The organism is Streptomyces sp. DvalAA-14 (genome assembly GCF_900091855.1).
Classification (GTDB): Bacteria; Actinomycetota; Actinomycetes; order Streptomycetales; family Streptomycetaceae; genus Actinacidiphila.
In genome coordinates this window covers 1-21739 of the sequence record NZ_FMCH01000228.1, presented here as the reverse complement: position 1 = coordinate 21739, position 21739 = coordinate 1, and the positions used below count along the sequence as shown (strand labels likewise).

Annotated in this window: 17 protein-coding genes; 9 read left to right on the top strand and 8 right to left on the bottom strand. The window is 71.8% G+C overall.

Going from position 1 to position 21739, the window contains the following annotated elements; all coding sequences use genetic code 11:
• Positions 1-31 precede the first annotated feature (31 nt).
• Genes GA0115240_RS12220 through GA0115240_RS12210 form a run of 3 tightly spaced genes read left to right on the top strand, consistent with a single transcriptional unit; the run spans position 32 to position 4841 of the window.
• Positions 32-931, top strand: a complete 900-nt coding sequence (locus GA0115240_RS12220) for a carbohydrate ABC transporter permease (protein WP_256069781.1) — start codon at positions 32-34, stop codon at positions 929-931.
• Positions 928-1845, top strand: a complete 918-nt coding sequence (locus tag GA0115240_RS12215) for a carbohydrate ABC transporter permease (protein WP_256069780.1) — start codon at positions 928-930, stop codon at positions 1843-1845. Before GA0115240_RS12220 ends, GA0115240_RS12215 begins: the two co-directional genes overlap by 4 nt.
• A complete protein-coding gene (locus GA0115240_RS12210; RefSeq protein WP_141708810.1) occupies positions 1842-4841 on the top strand; it encodes a hypothetical protein in 3000 nt (999 codons plus the stop codon). Before GA0115240_RS12215 ends, GA0115240_RS12210 begins: the two co-directional genes overlap by 4 nt.
• Here GA0115240_RS12210 and GA0115240_RS12205 read toward each other — a convergent pair.
• Positions 4732-6678: a discoidin domain-containing protein gene (locus tag GA0115240_RS12205; protein WP_093736702.1), complete on the bottom strand. Its 1947-nt coding sequence runs from the start codon at positions 6676-6678 to the stop codon at positions 4732-4734. The two genes, GA0115240_RS12210 and GA0115240_RS12205, sit on opposite strands and share 110 nt — an antisense overlap.
• A gap of 169 nt (positions 6679-6847) precedes the next feature.
• On the opposite strand from GA0115240_RS12205, the gene GA0115240_RS12200 reads away from it, so the two are divergent.
• Positions 6848-7864, top strand: coding sequence for a LacI family DNA-binding transcriptional regulator (locus GA0115240_RS12200; protein ID WP_093736701.1), 1017 nt, complete (start codon positions 6848-6850; stop codon positions 7862-7864).
• 10 nt (positions 7865-7874) lie between these two features.
• Here the strand turns inward: GA0115240_RS12200 and GA0115240_RS12195 are convergent, their stop codons facing one another.
• Positions 7875-8438, bottom strand: coding sequence for a sugar O-acetyltransferase (locus GA0115240_RS12195; protein ID WP_093736700.1), 564 nt, complete (start codon positions 8436-8438; stop codon positions 7875-7877).
• Between the two features lie 27 nt (positions 8439-8465).
• Positions 8466-8843 carry a DUF427 domain-containing protein gene (locus tag GA0115240_RS12190; RefSeq protein ID WP_093736699.1) on the bottom strand — a complete coding sequence of 126 codons (378 nt, stop codon included), beginning with the start codon at positions 8841-8843 and terminating at the stop codon, positions 8466-8468.
• Between the two features lie 216 nt (positions 8844-9059).
• Here GA0115240_RS12190 and GA0115240_RS12185 point away from each other — a divergent pair, with 216 nt between their 5' ends.
• A complete protein-coding gene (locus tag GA0115240_RS12185) occupies positions 9060-10529 on the top strand; it encodes an ATP-binding SpoIIE family protein phosphatase (protein ID WP_093736698.1) in 1470 nt (489 codons plus the stop codon).
• Positions 10530-10758: 229 nt separating this feature from the next.
• On the opposite strand, the gene GA0115240_RS12180 is transcribed toward GA0115240_RS12185, so the two are convergent.
• From GA0115240_RS12180 to GA0115240_RS12170, 3 genes are all read right to left on the bottom strand, one after another.
• On the bottom strand, positions 10759-11508 hold the full coding sequence (locus tag GA0115240_RS12180; RefSeq protein WP_093736697.1) for a succinate dehydrogenase/fumarate reductase iron-sulfur subunit: 750 nt from the start codon (positions 11506-11508) through the stop codon (positions 10759-10761).
• A complete protein-coding gene (locus GA0115240_RS12175) occupies positions 11505-13454 on the bottom strand; it encodes a fumarate reductase/succinate dehydrogenase flavoprotein subunit (protein WP_093736696.1) in 1950 nt (649 codons plus the stop codon). The genes GA0115240_RS12180 and GA0115240_RS12175 overlap by 4 nt, the downstream gene beginning before the upstream one ends.
• 62 nt (positions 13455-13516) lie before the next feature.
• A complete protein-coding gene (locus GA0115240_RS12170; protein WP_093736695.1) occupies positions 13517-14221 on the bottom strand; it encodes a succinate dehydrogenase cytochrome b subunit in 705 nt (234 codons plus the stop codon).
• Between the two features lie 95 nt (positions 14222-14316).
• Between GA0115240_RS12170 and GA0115240_RS12165 the strand changes: the two genes are divergently transcribed.
• Positions 14317-15231, top strand: coding sequence for a LysR family transcriptional regulator (locus GA0115240_RS12165; RefSeq protein WP_093736706.1), 915 nt, complete (start codon positions 14317-14319; stop codon positions 15229-15231).
• 20 nt (positions 15232-15251) lie between these two features.
• Here the strand turns inward: GA0115240_RS12165 and GA0115240_RS12160 are convergent, their stop codons facing one another.
• Positions 15252-15632: a cupin domain-containing protein gene (locus tag GA0115240_RS12160; RefSeq protein WP_093736694.1), complete on the bottom strand. Its 381-nt coding sequence runs from the start codon at positions 15630-15632 to the stop codon at positions 15252-15254.
• Between the two features lie 76 nt (positions 15633-15708).
• Between GA0115240_RS12160 and GA0115240_RS12155 the strand changes: the two genes are divergently transcribed.
• Positions 15709-16524 carry a helix-turn-helix transcriptional regulator gene (locus GA0115240_RS12155; RefSeq protein ID WP_256069779.1) on the top strand — a complete coding sequence of 272 codons (816 nt, stop codon included), beginning with the start codon at positions 15709-15711 and terminating at the stop codon, positions 16522-16524.
• Between the two features lie 97 nt (positions 16525-16621).
• Here the strand turns inward: GA0115240_RS12155 and GA0115240_RS12150 are convergent, their stop codons facing one another.
• Positions 16622-18664: a phosphocholine-specific phospholipase C gene (locus tag GA0115240_RS12150; protein ID WP_093736692.1), complete on the bottom strand. Its 2043-nt coding sequence runs from the start codon at positions 18662-18664 to the stop codon at positions 16622-16624.
• 357 nt (positions 18665-19021) lie between these two features.
• On the opposite strand from GA0115240_RS12150, the gene GA0115240_RS12145 reads away from it, so the two are divergent.
• Both GA0115240_RS12145 and GA0115240_RS12140 read left to right on the top strand, forming a co-directional pair.
• Complete coding sequence (locus tag GA0115240_RS12145) at positions 19022-20623, top strand: purple acid phosphatase family protein (RefSeq protein ID WP_093736691.1); 1602 nt, start codon at positions 19022-19024, stop codon at positions 20621-20623.
• A 120-nt stretch (positions 20624-20743) separates the two neighbouring features.
• Positions 20744-21739 (top strand): glycoside hydrolase family 9 protein (locus GA0115240_RS12140; protein WP_176725049.1); only part of this gene is annotated, 996 nt, incomplete at its 3' end.

Genomic DNA, 21739 nt, shown 5'->3' with positions numbered 1-21739 from the left:
CCATGACTACCGGCACGAAAGGAGGGGGACGGTGAAACCGATCTCACACTGGTTTCGCGACACCTCACAGGACTTGGGGCTGCGGCTGATCGCCGCGCTGGGTCTGCTGCTCTATCTGGTCTTCATCGTTGTGCCGGTCTTCATGAGCCTGCGCAGCAGCTTCACCGACGAGAACCCGCTGCGATCGGGCAGCAACTGGGTCGGGTTCGCGAACTACTCGGAGATGCTGCACGACAGCCAGTTGCGCGACAGCGTGGTCTACACGCTGGCGCTGGCGCTCGGGGTGACGGTGGTGGCCAATGTCATCGGCCTCGCCTTCGCGATGCTGCTGGACCGCACCCAGATGACCTACCGGGTGCTGCGCACCGTCGCGTTCCTGCCGCAGGTGATCTCCGGGGTGATCGTCGGCTTCGTCTGGAAGACGATCTTCACCGAGGACGGCCTGCTCAACGACCTGCTGACCAGGACCCATCTGGTCGGGCAGCCGGTCGACTGGCTGGGCAAACCGCATCTGGCCCAGCTCTCGGTGGGCATCGTGGTCGCCTGGGTCCTGTCCGGCTTCACCACCGTCGTCTATCTCGCCGCGCTGCAGAACATCCCCAGGGAGCTGTACGACGCCGGATCCATCGACGGCGCCAACTCCCGCCAGCAGTTCCGGATGATCACCTTGCGGATGGTCGCCCCCGCGACGACCATCAGCGTCACCATCTCGCTGATCACCGTGCTGAAGCTCTACGACATCATCACCGTGCTCACCTCCGGCGGACCGGCCAACGCGACCCAGTCCACCGCGCAGTACATCGTGAAGATGGCGTTCACCAACGACCGGTTCGGCTACGCCTCGTCCATCGCGATGTTCCTGCTGGCCCTGTCCGCGGTCATCGCGCTCTCCGTCACCAGCATCCTGCGCCGCAGGGAGGTAGACCTGTGACCATCCAGCACGCCTCCGCCTCCCGGCCGGCCACCCGCCCGGCGGTGCCCGGGCGCCGACCGGACAACCCGGTCCCGCGCGCGGCCCGGCGCCGGCTGCTCAGCCCGGCCCGGCTGACCCTGGCGATCGTCGTCGTCCTGATCTTCGTCAGTCCGATCTATCTGACCATCGTCAACGCGTTCAAGAAGGAGTCCGACATCGTCGCCGATCCGGCGGCGCCTCCCCTCCATCCCACCCTGAAGAACCTGTCCACCGCGCTCGACCGGCCCGACCACCTGCTGCAACTGGGCCTGCGCAACTCGCTGATCGTGGTGATCTGCTCCGTCGTGCTGCTGATCCCGCTGGGGTCGGCGTTCAGCTTCTACATCTCGCGCCGGCGCACCCGGCTGCGGGCGGCGATCCTCGCGGTCCTGGCCGCCGGGCTGATGATCCCGCCGCAGGTGGTCCTGTTGCCGACGATCCGCATCCTGACCTTCCTCGGCCTGGACCACAGCTATCCGGGGCTGATCCTGTCCAACCTGGGCGGCGGGTACTTCTCGTTCGCGGTCTTCGTCTACGTCGGCTTCATGCGGGCCGTCCCGGACGAGATCGTGGAGGCGGCCCGGCTGGACGGAGCCGGCGGGGTGCGGATCTGGTGGACCATCATCATGCCGCTGGTCCGGCCGGCCACCGCGACCGTGGCCATCTTCTTGTCGCTGTGGATCTGGAACGACTTCCTCAACCCGCAGTTCATCCTCGGCCCGTTGCAGGGCCAGACCATCACCACCGGTCTCTATCTCTCCGTGGGGCAGTTCCAGATGGATTACGGACAGCTGTTCGGCATCATGTTCCTCGCCGGGATCATTCCGGTGGTGGGCTATCTCGCGATGCAGAAGCACTTCATCGCCGGTCTCACCTCGGGATCGACCAAGTGAGCGCGGCGCCGCGGCGCGGGGCAGCGGGCGCGGTGACGACCGGTCCGGCCATCGGACCGGTCACCGAGGGCGTGCCCGAACTCGACGAACTGGCCGGGGAGTGGCTGCCCGCCGACCGGCTCGCGCACCTGCCCTCGCTGCGCAACCAGTGGGGCCAGGGGCACGTCAACCACGACCTGACATCGTTGTCCTGGCTGGCCTTCCCGCCGTACAGCGGCGGTTACCACACCGGGGTCCTGCGCATCGACGGCTCACCCCTGGCCGCCGAGCGGCTGCGCTGGTCGCCGTGGGGCGTCGAGCGCGCCGCCGCGCGCGGCCCGCTGTCGGTGCACACCGACGTGCGGATGGCCTTCGAGCAGAGCCGGCTGCTGTGGCGGATCACGCTGCGCAACGACTCGGCGGACCCGGTGGCGGTGACCGTCGAACAGGAACTGCTGGCGATGTTCGCCCGCCGGGAGGTGGACTGGGGCTGGCTGTACGGCACTCCGTGGAACGCCGGCCACCACCACGACTTCTACGCCACCGAGCGGCTGCGGGCCGAGGTGACCGCGGACCGGCCGCGGCAGGTGCAGTTGCTGCCGCACGGGGAGCGCTGGATACGGCTGGGCTCGCCGCGTATCCCCGGCATCCAGCGGGACGAGGATTCCGCGCCGATGCTGCTGGAGTCCGAACTGCCCGACCACTCCACGCCGGACGCCGGCCGGGTCCGGGCGCCGGGTGCGCCCTGCCTGGTCCGGCGGCTGGTGGTCGTCCGGGGCGGCGGGACCGGCGGCGCGGGCGGGCCGGAGGGGTCCGAGGGGTCCGAGGGGGCGGTCGAGCCCATCGGTGAGCCGTCGGCCGCCTACACCGTCCGGGCCGGCACCGATCTGCGGGTCGGCACGGTCGCCCTGGACGCCGGCGACGCCCTCGGCTTCGAGGTCCGGGTGGACCAGGCCGGGGCGGAGGGTGTGATCGCCACCCACGGCAATCATCCGGACTCCGCCCAGATCGGCCTGGCCGGCGGCCGGCTGTCCCTGCGGATCGGCGGCGAGTACGTGGTCGCGGCCGACCCGCTGCCCCTGGGCGGCTGGCACCGGGTGGCGGTACGGCTCGGCGAGGACGGCGCCGCGCTGCTGGTCGGGGACACCGTGGTGGCCGCCACCGCCCCCTGGTGGGGCGGCCGGCGGTGGACGGCGAGCGTCCCGGCCGGCGCGAACGGCGTCCTGCTGGTCGAGGACGCGCTGAGCGAGGCCCGTTCGGCGTACGCCTTCGCCGACGCGCCGGACGCCCTGGCCGCCGAGGGCGCGCGGGGGGTGGCCCGCTGGGAGGTGCTGCTCGGGCCGGGTGAGTCCCGCGAGTTGGGCTTCGCCCTGGAGATCGGCGACTCGGCCGCCGAGGTGGCGGCCGCCGCCGCGTCGGCCGCGGCCCGCTTCGGGGCGGACTTCGCCGAGGTCGCGGAGCGCTGGCGGGCCACCTGGCGGCACGCCTTCACCCCGGACAACCCGCGGTTCTCCGGGTATCTGCCGACCCTCAGGACCGAGGACACCGATCTGGCCCGTACCTACTATCTGGGCGCCCTGCTCGCGGTCTATCTGCGCAACACCCGTGTCTCGCGGACCGGTCCGGTGTTCCTGACCGGCGGCCCCCGGCTCGGGCCGACCACGACGTTCTTCTGGGACCAGTCGGAGTTCGCCCGGTCGGCCGCGATGCTGGAGCCGCGCGGCATGCGGGCCTGGATCGTGGCCGCGCTCGGCCGGCCGTACGACCACTGCCACTCCTTCGACACCTACAACCAGCTTCCGGTGGGCAACCACTACGCGGCCAATGACCACGCGCTGTTCCGTACGGTGACCGCTTATGTCGCGGTGACCGGCGACACCGGGCTGCTGGCGGAGGTCGCCGGCGGCAGGTCCGTGCTGGACCATCTGCGGGCGCTGGCCTACCGGCCCCGGTCGCGGCGGGCCGCCTTCGGGGAAGGGGTCCTGGTCGATCTCGGCCGGGACGCCTGGGAGTTGCTGGAGTGCGTGCCCAACTACCGTGACGGCGTCGTGTCCTTCAACGCCGGCTACGCGGGCATGCTCCGATCCCTGGCCGTGCTGCTGCGGCTCCTGGGACAGGACGCGGAGGCCGCCGAGGCCGAGGCGGACGGCGATCGGCTGGCGCGGGCGGTACTCGGGCAGTACGCCGGTGCGGGCCGCTGGCGTATCGCCCATCCCGAAGGGTCCGATGCCATCGGCCACTGCCTGGACTTCGCGCTGGTCGCGGCCGATATGACGGAGGATCTGTCGGCCGAGCGGCGGGACGAGATGGTCGGCTTCGTCACCGGGCACCTGCTCGACGGCGACTGGATGCGGGCGCTGGATCCCCAGGACCCGGTCGCGCCGTTCTCGGACCGGCCGGATCACGGTGCGGCCGGGGCGTTCGCGGCGTGGCCGGGTGCGACGGCGTACGGGCTGTGCCGGCTGGGGCGGTCGGACGTCGCGGCGGGGGTGCTGCGGCGGGCGCACCGGGCGACGTCCGGGGCATTGTGGGGGCAGGCGATGGAGGTGACGGCGGACGGGTCGTACCGGGTCGCCGAGCGGGGGGTCTCCGAATCGGGAGAGCGTGGCCGCGGTCGCGGTGACGGAGGCGGTGATCGCGGGGCTGTTCGGGGTGGAGGCCGGGGTCGCGTCGCTGGGCGGCGGGGTGGTCGAGGGGACGCTGGAGACGGAGTACGGGCGGCTCAGCGGGGTGCGGGCGGTGGGGTTCGACCTGCCGGTCGTGGCCGTGTCGGCGTCGTCGGCGTCGTCGGACTCGTCAGCCTCGTCCGACTCGCCTGCCTTGCCGTCGTTGTCCTGAGGCCGGCGGTCCCACCCCGCCGGCGTCCGGGGCCTTTGTTCATGCCCGTCGCCGGCCGGGGCGGTTCCTTCAGCTGTACAGGCGCACATCCGCGATGCTCCACCAGTTCGGGGCCGTTCCGGTCTGCGTCAGGCGCAGGTACCGGGCGGTGGTGGGGCGGTCGAGGGCGATCGTGGTGAGCTGGCCGGTGCCCGTGCCGCCGCGCAGAGTGTGCCAGGTGCTGCCGTTGTCGCTCGTCGACAGTTGCCAGCCCCGGGCGTAGTCGCCGAGGTTGTCGCCGCTGTCGAGGGCGAGGGTGCGGAAGGTGGTGGGGCGGTGCAGGTCGACTTGGAGGTACTGACCGGGGGCCTGCGCCGCCGCGCTGGTCCAGCGTGTCGATCCGTCGGCGTCGACGGTCAGGGCGGGGTCGCCCTGGCCCGCCGGGGACGCGGTGGCGGTGGCGCCGGTCAGCGGGATCGCGTGCAGGCCGGTGCTCAGCCGGGCGGACCCGGGCCAGGTGAAGGTGGCCAGTGCGCCGCCGGGGAGCGTGTAGTCGAAGGACTGGGCGCCCACCGCGACGGTGAAGGAGCGCGGGTCGTCGTTCTCGTTGTGGACGACGAGGGCGGTGGAGCCGTCGGGGTTGCGGAAAGCGACGTCGGTGAGCTGGCCGTTCCAGCCGGTGGTGCCGTAGTTGGTGCTGTCGATGCGGACGGCGCCGGGGTGGACGAATTTCGACAGGTGGCCGATGGTGTAGAACTCGGCGTTGGTGGTGACGGTGCCGTCCGGGGCGACGGTGAGCATCGCGGTGCAGGTGGCGCAGCCGCCGTTGTGCGGGCCGCCGTCGGGGGCGAGGGCGAGGTTCCAGTCGGCGACGGACTTGGCCCAGTTGCGGGTGGTCCCGACGGTGATGGTGCGGGCGTGCCAGGTGAGGGTGCCGCGGAAGATCTGGTCCGGGGTGTCGGTCGGGCCGTGCGAGCCCGAGCACTCGGTGAACCAGATGCCCTGGCCGGGGTGGGCGTCGTGCAGCGCGGACTGGGCGCTGGGATCGCCGGAGTAGCAGTGGTAGGCGGTGCCGGCGATCCACCGGGCGGCCGGGCTGTCCAGCACCTCGTACGGGTAGTCCGTCTGCGGGTCCTCGCCGAGTGCCTCGGCGGTGGCGATGTCGTCGGGGTGGGTGGTCCAGTTGTGGTCGTAGGCGAGGATCTTGGTGCGGGGGCTGGCCCGGTGCAGGAGCGGGCCGAGCGCCTCGATGACCTTGACTTCCTGCTGGACGGGCAGGTCGGTGCCGGGATACGCGTTGGGCTTGCGGTTCTGCGGCTCGTTCTGCACGGTCAGGTAGTCGACGGGCACGCCCGCCGCCGCGTAGGCCTGGACGAACTTCACCAGGTAGCGGGCGTAGGCCTGGTAGACCGCCGGGTCGTCCTTGAGGTGCCCGCCGATCAGGGAGTCGGAGTCCTTCATCCAGGCCGGCGGGCTCCACGGGGTGGCCAGGACGGAGAGCCCGGGGTTGAGCCGCTCCGCCTGGCGGAGCAGCGGCAGGATCTGCCGCTGGTCATGGGCGATGCTGAAGTGCCGCAGGGCGAAGTCGGTCCGGCCGGCGGGCACGTCGTCGTAGGTGTAGTGGGTGGGCGCAGCGGTGAAGTCGGAGGAGCCGATGGGCTGGCGCAGGAAGCTGACGCCGATGCCCTGCCGCGGGTCGAAGAGTTGGCGCATCGCGGCGTCGCGTTTGTCCCGCGGCAGTCCGGAGAGCACGGCCGCCGTCGAGTCGGTGAGCGCGCCGCCGAAGCCGTCGACGCTCTGGTAGGTCCGGGTCGGGTCGACGGTGATGGTGGTCAGGTCGGAGGCGCCGGAGCGGAAGGCGACCGGCGGCTGGGGCTGCAGGCGTTCGGCGCCGTCGGGGGTCGTCACCCAGACCGAGGCGTGCGGGACGGCCGGCGGCGCCGGGGCCAGGGCGGCGGTCCGGGCGGCGGGCAGGCAGGTCAGGCAGAGGGCCGCGGCTGCTGCCGCCGTTATGCCGTGGGCGCGTCGTCTCCTCATCGCTCTCCATCCCTTGCTCATGAAACATCGTGAAACATTTTCAGGGACCGTGCTTGGGCAGCCAGGTAAGCCGCCGGGAGCGCGGCGTGTCAATATCCTTGACCGTTCCCGCTGTTGGCGGCGGAAAGCTGCCGCTAAGCTGCGTACATGAAACGAAACCGTGTAACACGTGACTAGGCAGCAGGGGTCGCGCGCCACGGTCCGCGCCATCGCGGCGGAGGCCGGCGTATCGATCGCCACCGTGTCACGGGTGATGAACGGTCACGCCCATGTGGCCCCCGACACCCAGGAGTCGGTGCGCAAGGCGGTGGCCCGGCTGGGTGCGCCGGCGCCGGCCAGGCGCGGCACCGCGCACGGCGCGATCTACGTCCGCTGCCCGTATGTGCTCACCGACTACTTCGGGGTGATCGTCTCCTCGATCGCCGAGACGCTGGACCTGCACGGCCGGCGGGTGCTGCTGAGCGCGGGGGACGCGGCGCGGGAGATCCAGGTGCTGCCGAGCCTGCCGAACGATCCGGGGATCGCGGGCGCGGTGCTGATCGTGCCGCCGGAGCCGGAAAAGGAGCTGGAGGCGCTGCGGGCGCAGGACTTCCCGTTCGTGGTGGTCGATCCGCGGACCCCGCTGCCGCCCGACATCGCGTCGGTCTCCGCGGCGCACCTGACGGCGGCGCGCAGCGTCAGCGCCCATCTGGTGGCGATGGGGCACCGCAGGATCGGCGTGATCGGCGGCCCCGGCGACTGGCTGGCCGGGCAGTCCCGGCTGGCCGGCCACACCTCCGCGCTCGCGGACGCCGGCGTGCTGCCCTCGCCGGAGCTGCTGCGCAGCATCGAGCCGACCGCGGACTGGGGTTATGTCGCCGCGTGCGAACTCCTCGACCTGCCGGACCGTCCCACCGCGCTGGTGGCGTTCAACGACAAGGCCGCGGTGGGCGCGCTGCGTTCGGCCTACGAGCGGGGCTTGCGGATACCGGAGGACCTGTCGGTCACCGGCTTCGACGACACGTATCTCAGCCGCAGTACGGTGCCGCGGCTGACGACGGTGCGGCAGCCGCTGGAGGAGATGGGGCGGATGGCGGTCTCGTTGCTGATGCGCCTGCTGGACCGGCACACCGTGGACACCCTGCATGTCGAGTTGGCGACCCAGTTGGTGCTGCGGGAGTCGACCGGGCCGGCGCCGCGCGGCTGAGGACGGCGGGTCAGGCGGTCGGCGCCCGCAGGGATCGGATCACGCGGGCCGGATTGCCGACCGCGAGCACCCCGGCGGGCAGGTCCTTGGTGACGACTGATCCGGCGCCGACCACGGTGTCGGCGCCGATCGTCACCCCGGGGCAGACGATCACTCCGCCGCCCAGCCACACGTTGTCGCCGATGGTGACCGGCAGCGCCCTCTCCCAGCCGGCGCGGCGCCGCTCGGTGTCCAACTCCTGGGTGGGCGTGAGCAGTTGCACGTTGGGGCCGATCTGTACGTCGGCGCCGACGCTGATCGGGGCCGCGTCCAGGAAGATCGCGCCGAAGTTCACGAAGGTGCGGGCGCCGATGCTGATGAGGTGGCCGTAGTCGCACTGGAACGGCGGGCGGATGCGGGCGCCCTCGCCGACCGAGCCGAGCAACTCGCCCAGCAGCCTTAGGCGTTCGCCCTGGTCGTCGGTGGCGTTGTAGGCGCGGCACAGCCGCGTGCGCCGGAGGCTGTCGGCGGCCAGTTCCTCGTCGTCCGCGAGGTACCAGTCGCCGGCCAGCATCCGCCTCTTGTTCTCACCCATTCCGGGAGTGTGCCCGCCGCACCGTCCTCAGGCGTCGTCCCCGAGGCCGACTTCGACGTGCTGGGGGTAGAACGCGACGTGCCCGGCGATCGCGCCGACCGCCTCGTAGGGCGTCTCGTACGTCCAGACCGCGTCCGTGATCTCGCTGCCGCCGGCGGTCAGCGTGTAGTAGGAGGCGTCGCCCTTGTAGGGGCAGTAGGTCTGGCTGTCGGTGCGGTGCAGCACCCCGTCGGCGATATCCTGCAGCGGGATGTACTGCACGGGCGGGTAGTCGCTCTCCTGCAAGGTGAGCGCGCGGGTGGTCTCGGCGATCACCTGGCCCCCGGCGCGGACCACGACGCGGTCCCCGGTGGGTTCGACGGTGATCGGGTGGTCGGGGCCCGGCGTGAGGACGGTGCGTTCCATGACACTCTCCGATTGGGTAGACCGGTCTGTTCATCCGCTGTGCCGACCGTAGGCAGATGGGCCCGGCCGGGTCAAGCGCCGCCGGGGCGGGCGCCGCCCGGCGGTGGCATCACCACGGGTTCCGCCCGGGTCCGCACGGTAGTCTGAGATGCCACCTATCGGGCAGAACCAGACAAAGAGTGCGTCGCGCAGCGCGGGCGCCGGAGTGGGACGGCCATGGATCCGACCGCGGTCGCGAGCCCGGGAAAGCGGGCCCGGGCTCGCCGGGAGACGACTCCGGCCCTGGCGCTGAAGTACGCCTCGCCGCTGGTGCTGCTGGCCGTCGCGGCGGTGACCATCGCGGTGATCAGCCCCGGCGGCCACTACGGGCTGCTCCTGGCGCTGGTGCCGCTGCTGGCAGCCTCGATCTACGGCGTCCTGCTGACCGCCGTGATCGGCGCGATGTCCGTCGGGGCGTTCGCCATGCTGCGATCGGCGCTCGAGGACAACGGCGCCGCCATCTGGGCGATCAAGCTCGGCCTGGTCACCGCCGCGGCAGTGCTCGGCGTGGTCCTCAGCCATCTGCGGATCCGGGAGAAGGAGCTGCGCCGGAGCCGGGACATCGCTCTCGCCCTCCAGCGCGGACTGCTCCCCCGGAAGTTCCCCGACTGCAGCGCGGTGGCGGTCGGGCACCGCTATGTGCCCGCCGACTCGGACGCGGGGGTGGGCGGCGACTGGTTCGATGTGATCCGGCTGTCGGGCGCCCGGGTCGCGCTGGTCGTGGGGGACGTGGTGGGGCACGGGGTCAACGCCGCCGCGACGATGGGCCGGATGCGGACCGCGCTGCACACCCTGGCCGATCTGGACCTGATGCCGGACGAGGTGCTGGCCCGGATGGACGAGATGGTGCAGCGGATGAGCCACGACGCGGCCGAGGTCGAACTGGTCGCCAGCTGCCTCTACATGGTCTACGACCCGATCTCCCGGCAGTGCGACATCGCCAGCGCCGGCCACGCGCCCCCGGTGTTCGTGACCCCCGACGGCCGGGTCGAGGTGGCAGCGCCGACCGGCAACCCGCCGCTGGGCTTCGGCAGCGCGCCCTTCGAGGTGGCCCGGCGCACCCTCCCCGAGGGCACCTTGATCGCGCTCTACACCGACGGTCTGCTGGGTCTGCGCCACCGCGAGGCCGATCAGGCGATCGCCGGGCTGGCGGCGGCGATCGTGCCCGCCGACGCCCCGCTGCAGCTTCTGTGCGACCAGATCCTGACCACGTTGTCCGCCACGGACGAGGACGACTTGGCGCTGCTGCTGGCCAGGACCCGGGTCCTGGACCCGAGGCATGTGGCCGGCTGGGAGTTCCCGGCCTCGCCCGAGGTGGTGCCGGCCGCGCGGGCCGCGGTGTCGGCGCAGCTGGCGCGGTGGGGACTGGGCGAGTCCGCCTTCGCCATCGAGATGGTGGTCAGCGAGCTGGTCACCAACGCGGTCCGGCACGCCGAGGGGCCGGTCGGCATCCGGCTGATCCGGGACGACTCGCTGATCTGCGAGATCTCCGACGGCAGCAGCACCTCGCCGCACCCGCGCCACGCCGACCCGCTGGACGAGGGCGGCCGCGGCCTGTATCTGGTCGGCCGGCTCGCGGACCGCTGGGGCACCCGGTACACCGAGAACGGCAAGACCATCTGGGCCGCGAAGGACCTCGGGGCCTGACGCCCTTGACGGACCCGGTTCCCGACGACGTCGAGCTAAGGGCTGTCCCGTAATCCGCGGTGGATCAGCGTGCGGCGTCAGATGCGGTGCATCGCAAGGCGGTGGGGGCACCTCCCAGCGATAGCTGGGGGAGGTCGTCCTCATACCGGGTCGTATTCGGACGGGCCTGACAACGCAGCGAGGTGCCGTAGCTGTCGTCGCGCGCCCGCCGGGGATTGCGGGACAGCCCTTAGTCCCGGCTGACCTTGCGGTTGGCGCGCAGCCACTCCTTGTTCATCGCGGTGATCGAGGTGAGCGGGATGCCCTTGGGGCAGGCGGTGGCGCACTCGCCGGCCAGCGTGCAGCCGCCGAAGCCCTCGGCGTCCATCTGGGCGACCATGTCCAGCACCCGGGTCTCGCGTTCGGGGCCGCCCTGCGGCAGGGCGCCCAGGTGGTTGATCTTCGCCGAGGTGAACAGGCTCGCCGAGCCGTTGGGGCAGGCGGCCACGCAGGCGCCGCAGCCGATGCACTCGGCGTGTTCGAAGGCGCGGTCGGCGTCGGCCTTCGGCACCGCTGTGGCGTGGGCCTCCGGGGCCGCGCCGGTGGGGACGCTGACGTAGCCGCCGGCCTGGATGATCCGGTCGAAGGCGCCGCGGTCGACGACGAGATCGCGGATCACCGGGAAGGCCGCCGCACGCCAGGGTTCGACGTCGATGGTGTCGCCGTCGGTGAAGGACCGCATGTGCAGCTGGCAGCTGGTGGTGCGTTCCGGGCCGTGGGCCTCGCCGTTGATGACGAGGCTGCACGCGCCGCAGATGCCCTCGCGGCAGTCGTGGTCGAAGGCGACCGGCTGCTCGCCGGTCAAGGTGAGCCGCTCGTTGAGGGTGTCGAGGACTTCGAGGAAGGACATGTCCGGTGAGATGCCGTCGACCGGGTAGGCCGTCATGGCGCCGGGGGCGCCGGCGGACCGCTGCCGCCAGACGCGCAGGGTGAGCCTCATGCGTAGCTCCGCTGGGTGGGGTGGACGTACTCGAAGACGAGGTCTTCCTTGTGCAGGACAGGGGCCGTGCCACTGCCGGTGAACTCCCAGGCGGCGGCGTAGGAGAAGGCGTCGTCCTGGCGGGCGGCCTCGCCGTCGGGTGTCTGGGACTCCTCGCGGAAGTGGCCGCCGCAGGATTCGGCGCGGTGCAGTGCGTCCAGGCACATCAGCTCGGCGAGTTCGAGGTAGTCGACGACGCGGTTGGCGCGTTCCAGCGACTGGTTGAACTCGGCCTCGGTGCCGGGCACTTTGATCCGGCGCCAGAACTCCGCGCGGATCTGCGGGATGCGCTCCAGGGCCTTGCGCAGGCCCGCTTCGGAGCGGGCCATGCCGCAGTACTCCCACATGAGTTCACCGAGTTCGCGGTGGAAGGAGTCAGCGGTGCGGTCGCCGTCGACGCCCACCAGCCGGCGCAGCCGGTCGCGGGTCTCGGCGACGGCCCGCACGATGTCCGGGTGGGAGGCGTCGGGCGTGTCCTGGCGGGGGTGGCGGGCGAGGTAGTCGTTGATGGTGGCCGGCAGCACGAAGTAGCCGTCGGCCAGGCCCTGCATGAGCGCGGAGGCGCCGAGCCGGTTGGCGCCGTGGTCGGAGAAGTTGGCCTCGCCGATCGCGAACAGGCCGGGAATGGTGGTCTGCAGGTCGTAGTCCACCCACAGGCCGCCCATGGTGTAGTGCACGGCCGGGTAGATCCGCATCGGGACCTCGTACGGGTTCTCCGCGGTGATGCGCTCGTACATCTCGAAGAGGTTGCCGTACTTCTCCGCGACCGCCCGGCGGCCCATCCGGGCGATGGCGTCGGCGAAGTCCAGGTAGACGCCCTGGCCGCCGGGGCCGACGCCGCGGCCCTGGTCGCAGACGTTCTTGGCGGCGCGGGAGGCGATGTCGCGCGGGACGAGGTTGCCGAAGGCGGGGTAGATCCGCTCCAGGTAGTAGTCGCGCTCGGCCTCGGGGATCTCGCCGGGCGGCCGGGTGTCGCCCGGGGCCTGCGGCACCCAGATGCGGCCGTCGTTGCGCAGCGACTCGCTCATCAAGGTGAGCTTGGACTGGTGCTCGCCGGTGCGCGGGATGCAGGTGGGGTGGATCTGGGTGAAGCAGGGGTTGGCGAAGTAGGCGCCGCGCCGGTGCGCCCGCCAGATGGCGGTGGCGTTGGAGTTCACCGCGTTGGTCGACAGGTGGAAGACGTTGCCGTAGCCGCCGCTGGCCAGCACCACGGCGTCGGCGACGTAGGTGCCGATCTCGCCGGTGATCAGGTCGCGCACCACGACGCCGCGCGCCCGGCCGTCCACCACGACGAGGTCGAGCATCTCGGTGCGCGGGTGCATCTCGACGTTGCCGGCCGCGATCTGCCGGGACAGCGCCTGGTAGGCGCCGAGCAGCAGTTGCTGGCCGGTCTGGCCGCGGGCGTAGAAGGTCCGGGAGACCTGGACGCCGCCGAAGGAGCGGGTGTCGAGCAGGCCGCCGTACTCGCGGGCGAAGGGCACGCCCTGGGCCACGCACTGGTCGATGATCTCCACCGAGATCTGCGCCAGGCGGTGGACGTTGGACTCGCGGGCGCGGAAGTCGCCGCCCTTGACGGTGTCGTAGAACAGCCGGTGCACCGAGTCGCCGTCGTTGCGGTAGTTCTTGGCGGCGTTGATGCCGCCCTGGGCGGCGATGGAGTGCGCGCGGCGCGGGGAGTCCTGATAGCAGAACTGGACGACGTGGTAGCCCTGTTCGGCCAGGGTGGCGCCGGCCGAGCCGCCGGCCAGTCCGGTGCCGACGACGATCACCGTGTGCTTGCGGCGGTTGGCGGGGTTGACCAGCTTGGCGGTGAAGCGGCGGGTGTCCCAGCGTTCGGCGATGGGTCCTTCGGGGGCGGTGGTGTCGGCGACGGGGGCGCCGGTCGCGTACCGCGTGAAGTCGTTCATGGGTCCGTTCCCTCGGTCGGTTCTCGGCGGTTCGCGGCGGTTCTCGGCGGTTCGCGGCCTGTTCAGTGGACGACGCCGGTCATGACCCCGACCGGGACCGCGATGAAGCCGGCCGTCAGCAGGACGGCGAGGATGTTTCCGGTGGCCTTCAGCGCGCGGTCGCGGGTGGCGCTGCCGGCGCCGAGGGTCTGCGCGGCGCTCCAGAAGCCGTGCTGGATGTGCAGGCCGAGGGCGAGCATGGCGACGATGTAGATGACGTCGCCGTACCAGGTGTGGAAGGTCGCCTCGACGTTCTGGTAGGGGTGGCCGGGCTGGGCGTTGCGGTTCACCGTCAAGGTGGTGAAGTCCAGCAGGTGCCAGACGATGAACAGCGCCAGGATCACCCCGCCCCAGCGCATGGTGCGGGTGGCGTAGCTGGTGCGGGCCCGGCGGTGGGCGTAGCCGACCGGGCGGGCCTTCAGGTCGCGGCGGCTGAGCTGGTACGCGCACACGCCGTGCGCGACGACCGCGGCGACCAGCACCACGCGGATGATCCACAGGGCCCACTCGTAGTGCAGGACGGGTTCGCCGATGGTGCGCAGCCAGTGGGCGTAGCCGTTGAAGGTGCCGGGACCGAAGAAGATCTTCAGATTGCCGTACATGTGGGCGATCAGGTAGAGCAGCATGATCAGGCCGCTCACCGCCATGATCGTCTTCTTGCCGACGGTGGAGTCCCACACCGTCCGCGCCATCGACGGCCGCCGGTCCGTCCGCGTTGCCAGTGCCATGGGCACGACGCTACGGCCGGAGGCCAGCAGTGGTCCAAGACATGATCAAGCTGGTCTCCATAGGACGGCCCTATGGAGTGGGTACGATGGCAGGCATGCAGTTCCAGCAGCTGGCGTACTTCGTGGCCGTCGCGGACAGCCGGCACTTCACCCGGGCCGCCGAGGCGGTGCACGTCTCGCAGCCGTCGCTGTCCCAGCAGGTCCGGGCGCTGGAGAAGGAACTGGGCGCGGAGCTGTTCAGCCGGGCCCGCGGCAACATCACGCTCACCGACGCCGGCGAGGCGCTGCTGCCGCTGGCCCGGCGGATCCTCGCCGACGCCGACACCGCGCGGCACGAGGTGCTGGAGCTGGCCCGGCTGACCCGGGGGCGGGTACGGCTGGGGGCGACGCCGAGCCTGTGCACCGGCCTGCTGCCGGACGTGCTGCGCTCCTTCCACGACCAGCACCCGGGCATCCGGCTGCTGATCGAGGAGGGCGGCTCGCACGACCTGGTGCGGGAGCTGGCCCGTGGCGCACTGGACCTGGCGCTGGTGGTGCTGCCGCTGCCGAGCCCGTCGCCCGCGCTGACCACGGTGGAGCTGTTCCAGGAGGAGCTGGTGGTGGTCTCCTCCGCCGAGGCGCCGGCCCCGCGCTCCCCGGTGCGGATCGCCGATCTGGCGGGGCGGCCGATGGTGATGTTCCGGCACGGCTACGACCTGCGGGACCTGACGCTGGCGGCCTGCCGGGCGGCGGGCTTCGAACCGTACTTCACCGTCGAGGGCGGCGAGATGGACGCGGTGCTCGGCTTCGTGCGCGCCGGGCTGGGGGTCGGCGTCGTCCCCACCATGGTCGCCGACCGGGCCGGACCCGGGCTGCGCGTGACGCCCCTGGCCCGCCCGGGCCTGCACCGCACCGTGGCCCTCGCCCACCGCAGCGACGTGGCCCCGCCGCGCGCCGCCCGCGTCCTGCAGGAGGTACTGCTGACCTCCGCCGGGCGGATCGGCCGGGTGGCCGGCCGCCCCGGCGGCTGAGGCCCGGCCCGCCGCACCGGTCAGTCCAGCGGGACCGGCTCCCGGGTGCGCGGGCCGCCCGCGCTGCCGGTGTTGACGGTGCCGGCCGGTTCCAGCAGCAGGATCGCGGTCTCCTCCTCGGCGCGCGGGCAGTGCTCGACACCGCGGGGCACCACGTAGATCTCGCCGGGACGCACGGTCACGTCCCCGTCGCGCAGCTGGATGGTCAGCAGGCCGCTGATCACCAGGAAGAGCTCATCGGTCTCCTCATGGGTGTGCCAGACGAATTCGCCCTGCACCTTGGCGATCTTCACGTCGTAGTCGTTGATCCCGGCGATCCGGTGCGGCGACCACTGCTCGGCGAACAGCGCCAGCTTCGCCCCGATGTTCACCGCGGTGGCAGGCTTGATGATGTCGGTCATGCCCCCAGCCTGCCGCATCGGCCGGGGCCGGGGCTTGTACGTTGCTGCCGCGAGGCAAGACGAAGGAGGGTGTGCGGTGAACGCTGCGCGTCCGGATTCCGAGGTGCGGGCCTGGCGGCCCGCCGTGGCGGGGATCACCGAGGTGCTGCACGCCCGCTTCACCGACCACGCCTATCCGGTGCACACCCATGACACCTGGGACCTGATGCTGCTGGACGACGGCATGGTGGACTTCGCGCTGGACCGCAAGCGGCACGACGCGACGGACGCCGGCCGGGTGGTGCTGCTGCCGCCGGGCGTCCCGCACGACGGCCGCACCGTCCATCCGCGGGGCTTTCGCAAGCGGGTCGTCTATCTGAGCACGGCGGTGCTGCCGGCCCGGCTGGCCGGCACCGCGGTCGACGGTCCGATCCTGGGCGACGCGCTGCTGCACGACCGGGTGCACCGGCTGCACGCGGCACTGCGCCACGAGGGGGACGCGCTGGAGGCCGAGTCGCGGCTGGCCTTCGTCCGCGAGCGGCTGCTGGTCCACCTGGACGCGCAGCGGGTGCGGGAGCCGGGGCGGGAGGGCGACCGGCTGGCGGCGCGGCTGCGCGAACTGCTGGACGCCCGGCTGGGCGAGGGCCTGACCATGGACGAGGCCACCGCGATCCTGCACGCGCACCCCACGCATCTGATCCGCAGCTTCTCGCGGTCCTACGGGCTGCCGCCGCACACCTATCTGACCGGCCGCCGCATCGACCGGGCACGCCGGCTGCTGCTGGCCGGCGGCCGGCCGGCGGATGTCGCCGCGGCGGTCGGCTTCTACGACCAGGCCCATCTCAACCGGCACTTCACCCGGCATCTGGGCATCTCGCCCGCCCGGTACGCCGTGGGCGGGCGGCGCCGCTGAATCCGGCGCCGCCCGCTCAAGGGTGACGGTACGTCAGTTGCTTTCGGCGGATCACCGGATCACCGGATCACCCGATCACCCGATCACCGGCGGATCGTCAGTGCGTGATGATCGCCGGGTCGCTGACCCCCGGACGCCCGGTCTCGACGTGCCCGGCGAAGCGCCGCCCGAACGCCGCGTCGCGGTCGCTGCCCACGGTCAGGTCGTACCAGTGCTCGCTGCGGCCGAGGTCCACCGTGTGTGTCTCCCGGCGGCCGGCCCGTACCGTGTACACCTCCTGGCGGCCGTCGTAGGCGCTGCGGACGGTGAAACGGACCGTGTCGTGGCCGGAGTTGGTGAAGGTCAGCTCGAGCCGGCCGCGGCCGCCGTCGTGCCGGGCGGCCACCTCGGCGCCGGCCTTGGCGGCCGAGCCCCGGAAGGCGCGCAGGAAGCCGTTGGGGCCGTGCACGGTCAGGTCGTAGGCACCGTGCTCGGCGGCGGTGTCCCAGCTGCCGGAGATCTTCTTGCCGGCCTCGGTGCTGTACGACCAGGGGCCGTCGGCGCGGTTGGCCGAGGTGACGTGGAAGGCCGCGCCGGCCCCGGCGCCGCCGCCGAAGCTGAGGGTGATGTGCCCGGCGCCCACCGCGGCGTCGACCAGCGGCACGTACGCCAGCGGGCGGGCCGGGCGGGAGCCGCGCTCCTGCTTGGGCAGCACCTGGTGGGAGGGCGGCACCGGCACGAAGCTGTCGTGCCGGTCGTTGTCGGTGGGCTGGTAGCCGTCGGTGCCGGGCAGCCGCACCGGGCGCTCCTGCTGGAGGCCGAAGTCGAAGGCGGAGGTGAGGTCGCCGCAGATCGCCCGGCGCCAGGCCGAGATGTTGGGCTCCTTCACCCCGAAGCGGCGCTCCATGAAGCGCAGGATCGACGTGTGGTCGAAGGTCTCGGAGCAGACGTAGCCGCCGGTGCTCCACGGTGAGACCACCAGCATCGGCACCCGCTGGCCGAGCCCGTACGCACCGGCCGCGTAGGTGGCGTTGCCGGCGAACAGCTCCAGCGAGGTGTCTGCCGTGGAGGCCCCGCCGGGCAGGACCATCGGCGGTACGAGGTGGTCGAAGTAGCCGTCGTTCTCGTCGTAGGTGATGAACAGCGCGGTCTTGCTCCACACCTCCGGGTTGGAGGTGAGCGCGTCCAGGACCTGCGAGACGTACCAGGCGCCGGAGTTGGCCGGCCAGTTGGGGTGCTCGGAGAACGCCTCGGGCGCGGCGATCCAGGAGATCTGCGGCAGCGTGCCGGCCTTGACGTCGGCGCGCAGCACGTCGAAGAAGCTGTCGCCGGCCGCCGCGTCGGTGCCGGTGCGGGCCTTTTCGTACAGGGCGTCGCCGGGCTCGGCGTTGCGGTACTGGTCGAAGTAGAGCAGCGAGTTGTCGCCGTAGTTGCCGCGGTAGGCGTCCGGGATCCAGCCCCAGGAGTTGGCCGCGTCCAGGCCGTCGCCGATGTCCTGGTAGATCTTCCAGGACACACCCGCGTCCTCGAGCCGCTCGGGGTAGGTCGACCAGGCGTAGCCGGCCTCGGAGTTGTCCAGTACCGGGCCGCGGCCCTTGCCGTCGTTGCCGGTGTAACCGGTCCACATGTAGTAGCGGTTGGGGTCGGTGCCGCCGATGAAGGAGCAGTGGTAGGCGTCGCAGACGGTGAACGCGTCGGCGAGCGCGTAGTGGAAGGGGATGTCGTCGCGGGTCAGGTAGGCCATGGTGCCGGACGACTTGGCCGGGATCCACTGGTCGTACTTCCCGCCGTTGACCGCGGCGTGGCTGCCGATCCACTCGTGGTTGAGGCCCTCGATGAACTGCAGGCCCAGGTCGTCGGCGTCGGGGTGGTACGGCAGGACCTCGCCGGCTCCGTCGGGCTGGTGCCACACCGACTTGCCGCCGGCCAGCCGCACCGGGCGCGGGTCGCCGAAGCCGCGCACCCCGCGCATCGAGCCGAAGTAGTGGTCGAAGGACCGGTTCTCCTGCATCAGGACGACGATGTGCTCAACGTCCTTCAGGGTGCCGGTGCGGCGGCTGGCCGGGATGGCGGCGGCGCGGGTGATGCTGCCGGACAGGGCGGTGAAGCCGGCGGTGGCGCCGGCGATCTGCAGGAAGCGCCGCCGGTTGAGTTCAGACATGACTGACCTGGCCTCTTCGCAAGGGGTGGGAGGGCGTAGCGGGAGAGATGTGCCCCAAGAGCAGCGACACGAGGCTACGGGTCGGCGTCGTACAGGTGAAAGCAGGCCGTACGGGTTGCGAACAGCCCCAGCCGGTGCGGCGTGTCGCGACCGGTGGTCCGGTTGGGACGAGAGGGTCTGCATGTAAAGGGACTTGGCCGCTTTTGCGGTCGTGCCGTCACATCGCGTTCCGACGGCATCCGGCAAGGCGGCGTTCAACTGGGCGTCGCCGAAGGGCGGGAGTCTTCACGCGTTCCCAGCCCTCACGCGTTCTCAGCGTTGACGCGTTCTCAGCCTTTCCCGCGCCAAGGAGCAACGATGGTCGCACAGTTGGACACGCCGGAGCCGTCCGGGGATCGCCTCAGCCGCCGTACCGCCGTCGGCCTGCTCGGTACCGCGGGAGTGGGCGCGGTCGCCGCGCCGCTGCTGACCGCGGGCCAGGCGGCCGCCGCCGAACCGGCCGGCGCCCCGGCCTTCCACCCCACCCCCGACGCCGGCGGCGCCTCGCCGGTGCAGGGCCTGCACCTGACCTTCGGCAAGGACCCCAGCACCCAGATGGTGGTGTCCTGGATCACCGACGGCCCGGTCAAGCGCCCCCGGGTGCTGTACGGCACCATCGAGCACGGCCTGGGCCAGGGCGCGAACGCGCGGACCCGGACCTACACCGACGGCAAGTCGGGCCGGGTGGTCTACGTCCACCACGCGCTGATCAGCAAGCTGCGGCCGGGCACCGACTACCTCTACCTGGTCTCGCACGACGGGGCCACCCCGGACAGCGGCACCTTCAAGACCGCGCCGCGCGGCCGTCAGCCGCTGACCTTCACCAGCTTCGGCGACCAGTCGGCGCCGCAGGTGACCTGGGCGACCGACGGCTCGGTGACCCTGGACGCCAACTCCACCCCCGCCACGAAGGACATCGTGACCGGCGTGGAGCAGGTCGCACCGCTGTTCCACCTGCTCAACGGCGACCTGTGCTACGCCAACCTGGACATCGACCGGGTCCGCACCTGGAACAACTTCTTCACCAACAACACCCGTTCGGCCCGCTTCCGGCCGTGGATGCCGGCCGCCGGCAACCACGAGATCGAGAGCGGCAACGGCCCGATCGGCCTGGGCGCCTACCAGACCTACTTCGAGCTGCCGTCGACCGAGACCGACGACGAACTGGCCGGTCTGTGGTACGCGTTCACCGCCGGCTCGGTGCGCGTGATCGTGCTGCAGAACGACGACAACGCGCTGCAGGACGGCGGCGACCTCTACGTCAGCGGCTACTCTGGCGGCCGCCAGCTGGCCTTCCTGGAGCGGGAGTTGAAGGCGGCCCGCAAGGACAGCGACATCGACTGGATCGTCGTCGCCATGCACCAGGTGATGATCAGCTCCTCCGACGCCAACGGCGCCGACCTCGGGCTGCGCGCCAAGTACGGCCCGCTGTTCGACCGTTACAGCGTGGACCTGGTCGTCTGCGGCCACGAGCACAACTACGAGCGGTCGCTGTCGGTCCGCGGCGTGGTGAGCGGCAGCGAGACGCTGACGCCGAACCCGTCGTCCACCCGGACCGACGACATCGACACCTCGCTGGGCACCGTGCACATGATCCTTGGCGGCGGCGGTGTCTCCGGCACCACCAACCAGTCGTTCTTCAAGGACGGCACCGGAAAGGTCATCACCGCGGTGTCCGACACCCGGCCGGCCGGCGGCAAGCGCACCTCCACCTACGTCAAGGAGGAGGCGGTCTGGATCGGCGTGCGGGACATCGAGCACCCCTACGGCTTCGCGGCCTTCACCGTCGACCCGGGCCGCTTCGCCGGCGACACCACCCGGCTGCACGTCACGTACTACAACGTGAACAAGCCGAACGGCGAGCTGTCGGTGTTCGAGAACTTCACCCTGCACCGCAAGCGGTCCGACGGCCACCGCTGAGGTCGTCCACTCGCGCCGACGGGCGGGGCGGACGGCACGAAGCGTCCGCCCCGCCCTCGCCCGCGCGATCACCCCTTGTAGGCTCAGCCCCAGGTCACAAGGGTGAAAGGATGGTTCGGCATGGGGGCAGACAACAGCGGGCCGCGTATCCTCACCGCGCATCTCGGCTACGGGCTCGGCACGGCGCAGGCCGTCGTGGCCGAACTGCCGGACGGCAGGCCGCCGCGCCGGGTCGAACTGGACGGGCCCGGCGGACCGCGTGCGCTGACCGCCGGACCGGTCACGGCGGTGCCCGGCTGGCGCACCGGCCCCTACGCCCGCGTCGAACTGCCCCGGGACCTGCCGGCCGGCCGCTGGACGGTACGGCTGCTGGACGCCGACGGCCGGGAAGCCGTGTCCGAGCCCTTCGAGATCGCCCCGGACCGGCTCCAGCGGCAGACCATGTCCGACGTGCTGGCGTACTTCAAGGCCATGCGGTCCAGCGGCGAGATCGACCGCAAGGACCGGCACGCCCTGCTGTGGGGCGACGACAGCGGCCGGCAGGTGGACGCGCGCGGCGGCTGGCTCGACGCGAGCGGCGACACCAGCAAATTCCTCAGCCACCTGACCTACACCCGCACCATGAGCCCGCAACAGACCCCGCTGTGCGCCTGGGCGATGATGGCCGCGCGCGACGCGCTGGCCGAGCACCACCCGGCGCTGCTGCGCTCGCTCGGTGCCCGGCTGCGCGACGAGGCGCTGTGGGGCGCCGACTTCCTGGTCCGCTTCCGGGCGCCCGAGGGCTACTTCTACACCGGCATCTTCGACGCGCTCACCAAGCGCCTGGACGAGCGGGTGGTCACCGCCCCGCTCCCCGACTGCGTCCGCACCGACCGCTACCAGGCCGCCTACCGCCACGGCGGCGGCCTGGCCGTCGCGGCCCTCGCCCGCGCCTCGACCCTCGACGACCACGGCGACTTCCCCGCCGCGCACTACCTCGCCACCGCCCTGGACGCCTTCGGGCACCTGGAGGAGCACAACACGGAGTACCTGGACGACGGTACGGAGACGGTGGTCGACGACTACACCGCGCTGCTGGCCGCCTGCGAACTGGTCGCGGCGGGCCGGGCGGAGGCC